Annotated in this window: 9 protein-coding genes; 3 read left to right on the top strand and 6 right to left on the bottom strand. The window is 32.8% G+C overall.

The window, feature by feature from the left end:
• Positions 1 to 73: 73 nt before the first annotated feature.
• Both B4L98_RS11215 and B4L98_RS11210 read right to left on the bottom strand, forming a co-directional pair.
• Positions 74 to 202 (bottom strand): hypothetical protein, encoded by a 129-nt coding sequence (locus tag B4L98_RS11215; protein ID WP_260392044.1) that lies wholly within the window; start codon positions 200 to 202, stop codon positions 74 to 76.
• Positions 203 to 205: 3 nt separating this feature from the next.
• Complete coding sequence (locus B4L98_RS11210; RefSeq protein WP_125350639.1) at positions 206 to 1,048, bottom strand: alpha/beta fold hydrolase; 843 nt, start codon at positions 1,046 to 1,048, stop codon at positions 206 to 208.
• Positions 1,049 to 1,225: 177 nt separating this feature from the next.
• Between B4L98_RS11210 and B4L98_RS11205 the strand changes: the two genes are divergently transcribed.
• The 3 genes from B4L98_RS11205 (at position 1,226) to B4L98_RS11195 (ending at position 3,596) form a co-directional block, all read left to right on the top strand.
• A complete protein-coding gene (locus B4L98_RS11205) occupies positions 1,226 to 2,440 on the top strand; it encodes an NAD(P)/FAD-dependent oxidoreductase (RefSeq protein ID WP_291060001.1) in 1,215 nt (404 codons plus the stop codon).
• 98 nt (positions 2,441 to 2,538) lie between these two features.
• Positions 2,539 to 2,925: a DoxX family protein gene (locus B4L98_RS11200; protein ID WP_291060003.1), complete on the top strand. Its 387-nt coding sequence runs from the start codon at positions 2,539 to 2,541 to the stop codon at positions 2,923 to 2,925.
• 119 nt (positions 2,926 to 3,044) lie between these two features.
• Positions 3,045 to 3,596, top strand: coding sequence for a ferritin (locus B4L98_RS11195; protein WP_286496324.1), 552 nt, complete (start codon positions 3,045 to 3,047; stop codon positions 3,594 to 3,596).
• Positions 3,597 to 3,629: 33 nt separating this feature from the next.
• Here B4L98_RS11195 and B4L98_RS11190 read toward each other — a convergent pair whose 3' ends face one another.
• From B4L98_RS11190 to B4L98_RS11175, 4 genes are all read right to left on the bottom strand, one after another.
• A complete protein-coding gene (locus B4L98_RS11190) occupies positions 3,630 to 4,127 on the bottom strand; it encodes a hypothetical protein (protein WP_291078236.1) in 498 nt (165 codons plus the stop codon).
• 307 nt (positions 4,128 to 4,434) lie between these two features.
• The gene (locus B4L98_RS11185; RefSeq protein ID WP_291078234.1) at positions 4,435 to 5,415 is read right to left on the bottom strand and encodes an SDR family NAD(P)-dependent oxidoreductase; all 981 of its coding nucleotides are present in this window, start codon (positions 5,413 to 5,415) and stop codon (positions 4,435 to 4,437) included.
• Positions 5,416 to 5,492: 77 nt separating this feature from the next.
• A complete protein-coding gene (locus B4L98_RS11180; protein ID WP_019976198.1) occupies positions 5,493 to 5,744 on the bottom strand; it encodes a GlsB/YeaQ/YmgE family stress response membrane protein in 252 nt (83 codons plus the stop codon).
• Between the two features lie 128 nt (positions 5,745 to 5,872).
• On the bottom strand, positions 5,873 to 6,113 hold a 241-nt coding region (locus B4L98_RS11175), incomplete at its 5' end, for a pyridoxamine 5'-phosphate oxidase family protein (protein WP_291078233.1).

Here is a 6,113-nt window from a genome sequence, read left to right as displayed (position 1 = left end):
CGAGGATATGACGTACCCACAATGATTTACATCAAAATTCTGTTTGGATTGATTATCAACATTATTGTTTTGATCAAAAACTAAAACAACCTTCTACATAAGTTGGTATTTTTACTTTTCTAAAATTAAGCCAAGCATAGCAAAGTCCTCCTAAACCAGCAATTGCCAAACTAGAAACAATTGTTTTATTTACTTTTCCCATCTTCTACTCTTTTTTATGTTCGATATTTAACAAAAACTCAATCAAATCCATATTCAACTGTTCTTTATGAGTTATATTCAATCCATGCGGCGCATCGTCATACACAATGTAAGTCGATTTCGCGATCAATTTTGCAGCTTGATCTCCAGCTGTTTTAATTGGTACAGTTTGATCCTCTTTTCCATGAATAATTAATGTTGGAACATCTATCATTTTACATTCAGCTCTAAAATCTGTGTCCATCCAAGAGCGTGCAGCTCTCAAAGTTGCAATAGGTGAAGCATGCGAAGCAACCGAAAAATCAAAATCTAATTGTTCTTTGCTTACAGATTTTTTTAACAAGCCATGATTATAAAAACCTTTATGAAAACCTTCTAAAAATTCTAAACGATTTGTTTCAAGTTGATGAACAATCTGATCTAAGTCTTTTTGTGGAACGCCGTGTTCGTTATCATCAGTTTGTTTTACGAGTGGAATAATTGAACTGATCAATGCTATTTTCGAAATATTACTGTTTCCATAATTGGCAATATAACGCACAACTTCTCCTCCACCCATCGAAAAACCTACTAACACAACATTTTCCAATTGTAAATCATCAATCAAGGCATGTAAATCTTCAGCCAATGCATCATAATCGTAACGATCCCATGTCGCACAAGATTTTCCAAAACCTTTTCGATCATAGGCAATACAACGAAAACCAGCTTCTACAATTTTAGGAATTTGATATTCCCACGATTGTAAACTAAGCGGCCAACCATGAATCAAAATAACGGGTTGAGCAAGTTTATTACCGTAATCGATATAATTTAGTTTATAATCTTTTCGTTTTAATTTAGCCATAATAATATTTTTAAGTGGTTTATAAATAATAATCTAACTGATAGATTATGATCATATTCATCACAATCATTAAGCCAATTATGAAATATTAGCGATTTCTGTAATAAAAAAGTCAACAATCAAAATTTGGCTTGATTTTTTAGGTAACTAAATTTCAACTTAAACAAGTTCGCAACTATGGATTTACATTCTGGATTACCTTTTTGGATTGTTAAAAACGAATTTTTTGATTTATATCATCCTCTTCGAAATGATTTTAAAATAGATGTTGCTATAATTGGCTCCGGCATTACAGGAGCTTTAGTTGCGCACGAATTATGTGAAGCAGGTGTAGAATGCGCTCTTATCGATAAACGAACTATTTCTACAGGAAGTTCTGCAGCAAGTACTGCTCAATTACAATATGAAATTGATACCCCGTTAAGTAAATTAGTAAATATTGTTCCCAAAAAAATTGCTATTGATGCTTATTTCAATTGCTTGGATTCTATTACAGATATAGAAAATATATTCAAAAAAACTAATATTGATGCTGATTTTACACGTGTTCCTACAGTTTTATTAGCGAGTAATCAGCAAGGTGTGAAATTGTTAGATGAAGAATATACAATAAGAACAGAAGTCGGTTTGCCTGTCAAGTATTTAGATGCTAAACAATTAAAAACTTATCAAAATATTGATGGAATTGCTGCTTTACAAAATGATACTTCTGCACAAATGGATGCTTATAAAGGCGCTATCAATTTATTAAAGTATCATCAAGAAAAACATCAATTACAGATTTTTACCCATACAAAAGTGGAAAAAATAAACGAAAATAAGAACAATTGCGAACTATGGACGGAGCATGGACATACTATTTCGTGCAAGTATGTAATTGTTGCAACTGGTTTTGAAGCAGGTCAATTTCTACCTAAAAAAGTAATGAATTTATTATCTACTTACGCCATTTGTTCGGCTCCAATTGATGAAAAAATGGTTTGGCCAAATCGTAGCTTAATATGGGAAACAGCAGAACCATATCTTTATATGCGAACAACAAAAGATAATCGATTGATAGTTGGTGGTGAAGATGAAGATTTTCAAAATCCTGATAAAAGAGATGATTTACTTCGAGCAAAAATTAGAACTCTTGAACGTAAATTTAGCAGATTATATCCAGAAATTGAATTTAATACCGAAATGGCTTGGTGCGGAACTTTTAGCTCCACAAATGATGGTTTACCTTATATGGGTCCTTGGAAAAAAGGTGATCGAACGTTATTTGCATTAGGTTATGGAGGAAATGGGATTACTTTTTCGATGGTTGCAGCTCAAGTTTTAAAAAATATTATTCTTAACCAAAAAGATAGTCGCTTAGAAACCTTTGGTTTTGATCGACCAACTAAATAATTAAAAGTAAATTTCTATTCATATTTTATAACTACAATCATAAAATCAGAAAGATTATTTGATCTAATTGGACGGCAAATACTAAATAAAATATAATTATGAAAAAGAATACGAAACAAAATATAGCTCGTTATAGCCTAGGTGCTTTTTTAGTGGTAGCTGGTATTACACATTTAACAATTGCGAGAAAAGAGTTCAAAGCTCAAGTTCCTAATTGGGTGCCCTTAGATAAAGATGATACTGTGGTATATTCAGGAGTGGTAGAAATAGCACTTGGTAGTTCAATTATATTAGTATCGGACAAAAAGAAAGAACTTGTAGGTAAAGTTATTGCAGGATTTTTTGCTGCTGTATTCCCTGGAAATTGGGCACAATATAAAAATCATAGAAATGGATTTGGTCTAGATACGGATCAGAAGCGTTTAGCAAGACTATTTTTACAACCATTACTCATGCTTTGGGCAATCAAATCAACTCAAAAATAACCATATTCAATAGAGATCAATATATGAATACATCAATATTTTAGAAAGTATTAACATTTAAATTAATAGTTTGGTCTGAAAATTCCAAATTAAAATATCATAACTAAATAATCACAAAAATGAATACAACTAGAATTTCAAAAAATTTACAAAAAGCTTTAAATGATCAAATCACTTTAGAAGCCTTTTCTGCGCAAATGTATTTGATGCTTGCTTGCTGGGCAGACGAAAATCAATTAGATGGAATCAAAAATTTTATGATGAAACACTCACAGGAAGAGCGTGTACATATGGCTAAAGTTATGGAATACGTTCAAGAAAGAGGAGGAATTGTAAAAATCGAAGCTATACAAAAACCTGGTCCTGAACCAAAAAATGTATTAGAGTGTTTTCAAGCTGTTCTAAAACAAGAAATTGAAAATACAGAATCCATTTATAAAATTGTCAAAATGAGCATGGATGAAGAGGATTGGGCTACATGGAATTTCTTACAATGGTTGGTTGCTGAACAAAGAGAAGAAGAGAAATTAGCTTTAGACTTGCTAGATAAAGCTAAATTAGCTGGTGGTGCTAATATGTCTGATGCTGCAAAATTTGATTTGAATAAGACTATTGGTCAAACAGGACAGGAATTTCCTACTGCAGACCAAATCAACCCATTAGCAGAATAAATTAATTCTTGTAAAATCAAAAATCCCTTAATTTTAATAAAACTTAAGGGATTTTTGATTGCTAGAAAATAAAGAGAAAATATTAGGTATTTTCTTCATCACTGGATTATCAACCAAAGCGGGTGGCAACAAAATTATTTTTCCATCCAAATGCTTTTTGTCATCACGTAAATCTATTGTTTTGTACTCAGGTAATGTAACACCAACACTTTCGTAAGCCTCATTCAATTTTGCAATGGAATAATGGACATTTAACTCTCCAATACCCTCTAATGCTTTCATAATACGCTGCGATTTCCCTAAAGAATAGCCTATAAATACCGAAGTTTTTCCTTTCGCTCTATTATGATCTACCCAATCACGTATGTTTTTTTCTTGTTCTGCCACAGAAAGCCAATTGTAAACAGGAAGACCGAAGGTACTTTCGGTAATGAATTCGTGGCATTTTACAGCTTCAAAAGCCGTAGAAAGCCCATCATCTTGCAATCTATAATCTCCAGAAATTACGCTTACATAACCTTTATACTCCATCCTAATTTGTGCTGAGCCGATTATGTGACCTGCAGAATGTAATGAAACTTTAACCCCATTTATAGTTAGTTGTTCGCTATAACCGATACTTTCGCATTCGATATTTCTACCAATTCTTGAAAATAAAATAGGTTTAGTGAAATGATGACACAAATATTTTTTCATTCCACTTCGAGCGTGATCGGCATGTCCATGCGTGATAACTGCTAAATCTACAGGTCGCCAAGGATCAATATAAAACTTCCCTGGAATGCAATAAATACCTTTGGATGTGAATTTTAGCAGTTTCAAATTAATTTGTTTTTTTTTATTTATTTTTTAAATGTTTCGCTACAAAAAATCCTGCAGCGAATACTAGCGATGTTCCGATGATTTTTTGATTTGTTTTTGTTGGTACTGGAATAGCCATCTTTCCATAAACAGCATATGGATCCGTAGAAGGTTGTAAAACATTACCTTCATCAGCCTTTCCTTTTTTCACCTTCATCATCAGCCTTAAAACACCTGTTGCTAAATTGGTAAAGGTTTCTGGAAAAGCTCCATGTGCAAGCTTTAACATAAATGATGTGGCGTCTGGAAAGGTATCATTTTTAGGTTTGTTTATTAAATTATATATCACCTTTGCGGTATCTTTAGGATCGGCTGCAAACGGAGGTATTTTAAAATCTAAACCTGAGAATTTAGCGGAATGCATATTTCCTGTAGATTGTTGAACTTGTGGATAAACGTTGCAAATATGAATTTCGGGATACACACTATACTCACTTTGTAAACCACTCATCAACCCTTTTATTCCTGTTTTAGTTGCCGAATATACCGAACTAAATGGAGCAGGCATATAACCTCCAATGGAAACATTATTAATTAAAATGCCTTGATTTTGTTCTTTAAAAACGGGTAAAACGTAGTACGCTCCGTGCATATACCCCATTAAATTGGTTTTGATTACTTGTTCGTTTATGTCCATAGGAATTTCCTCAAATTTTCCACTTGCCATAACACCTGCATTATTCACCCACACATCTATGCGTCCAAATTCTTTCAGAGCAAATTCAACTAAATCTTTTACTTCATTTGCATTAGAAACGTCAGTTGATTTATAAACCGCTTTTCCACCGAAAGCATTGCATTCTGAAACCGCCTTTTCTAAACCTTCTACACCTCGTGCTGCCAAAACCAATTGATATCCATTTTGAGCAAATAAGTGTGCTGTAGCTAAGCCAACACCACTAGAAGCGCCAGTAATTACCGCTGTTTTAGTAATTAAATCAATGACTGTATTTTTCATAATTATAAATAGTAATATTAAACAAAAAGTCTCAGCACTCTGAGACTTTACAGTATTTTAATCGTTAATTAGACAGTCTATTTTTTCGAAATCATTCTATACACTGCTAGACATAAAACTGCTCCAGCAATTGCAACTAAAAAACTAGAAATATTAAATCCGCTTACATCGACACCTAAAAGCATCGATCCAAGCCACCCACCGACAACAGCTCCAATAATCCCAATAATTATTGTTACTATCCAACCACCTGGATCGTTACCAGGGTGTATTGCTTTTGCTATTGCTCCGGCTATAAGGCCGAAAATTATCCATGTTAGAATTCCCATAATGTGTGATTTTTAAATATTAATAAATTGCGTTAATAAAAATAATATTTCAAATGCAATGCCATAAATAGTTTGTTTCTGCATTTTTCTTTAATTAATTAACATTGTAGATGACAATAATTTATTCTTTATAGTTTCAGTTCTCCTTCAATTCCTCCGTCTTCAATTGTACTTCCTGTAACGGCGGCAAAAAGCATTTTCGACATGGCAATAAACTTATTGTCTTTGGTTTCGTAATAATACCCATCGTTTGGCGAAACTTTTATTAGACTGATATTAGGATCGTCTTTTCCATCAAACCAAGCATTTGCAAAATTGGTCCAATATTTATCAATTAAAGTTATATCTTTTGAAACACTGGCTTTTCCT

Origin of the sequence: Empedobacter sp. UBA5528 (assembly GCF_002426075.1) — a bacterium.
Classification (GTDB): domain Bacteria; phylum Bacteroidota; class Bacteroidia; order Flavobacteriales; family Weeksellaceae; genus Empedobacter; species Empedobacter falsenii_B.
This window is presented reverse-complemented; position numbering and strand designations above follow the sequence as displayed.

What these genes read in the sequence shown, in the direction of transcription:
- B4L98_RS11215 (WP_260392044.1), bottom strand. Translation starts at nt 202, where the DNA reads ATGGGAAAAGTAAATAAAACAATTGTTTCTAGTTTGGCAATTGCTGGT.
- B4L98_RS11210 (WP_125350639.1), bottom strand. Translation starts at nt 1,048, where the DNA reads ATGGCTAAATTAAAACGAAAAGATTATAAACTAAATTATATCGATTAC.
- B4L98_RS11205 (WP_291060001.1), top strand. Translation starts at nt 1,226, where the DNA reads ATGGATTTACATTCTGGATTACCTTTTTGGATTGTTAAAAACGAATTT.
- B4L98_RS11200 (WP_291060003.1), top strand. Translation starts at nt 2,539, where the DNA reads ATGAAAAAGAATACGAAACAAAATATAGCTCGTTATAGCCTAGGTGCT.
- B4L98_RS11195 (WP_286496324.1), top strand. Translation starts at nt 3,045, where the DNA reads ATGAATACAACTAGAATTTCAAAAAATTTACAAAAAGCTTTAAATGAT.
- B4L98_RS11190 (WP_291078236.1), bottom strand. Translation starts at nt 4,127, where the DNA reads ATGGAGTATAAAGGTTATGTAAGCGTAATTTCTGGAGATTATAGATTG.
- B4L98_RS11185 (WP_291078234.1), bottom strand. Translation starts at nt 5,415, where the DNA reads ATGAAAAATACAGTCATTGATTTAATTACTAAAACAGCGGTAATTACT.
- B4L98_RS11180 (WP_019976198.1), bottom strand. Translation starts at nt 5,744, where the DNA reads ATGGGAATTCTAACATGGATAATTTTCGGCCTTATAGCCGGAGCAATA.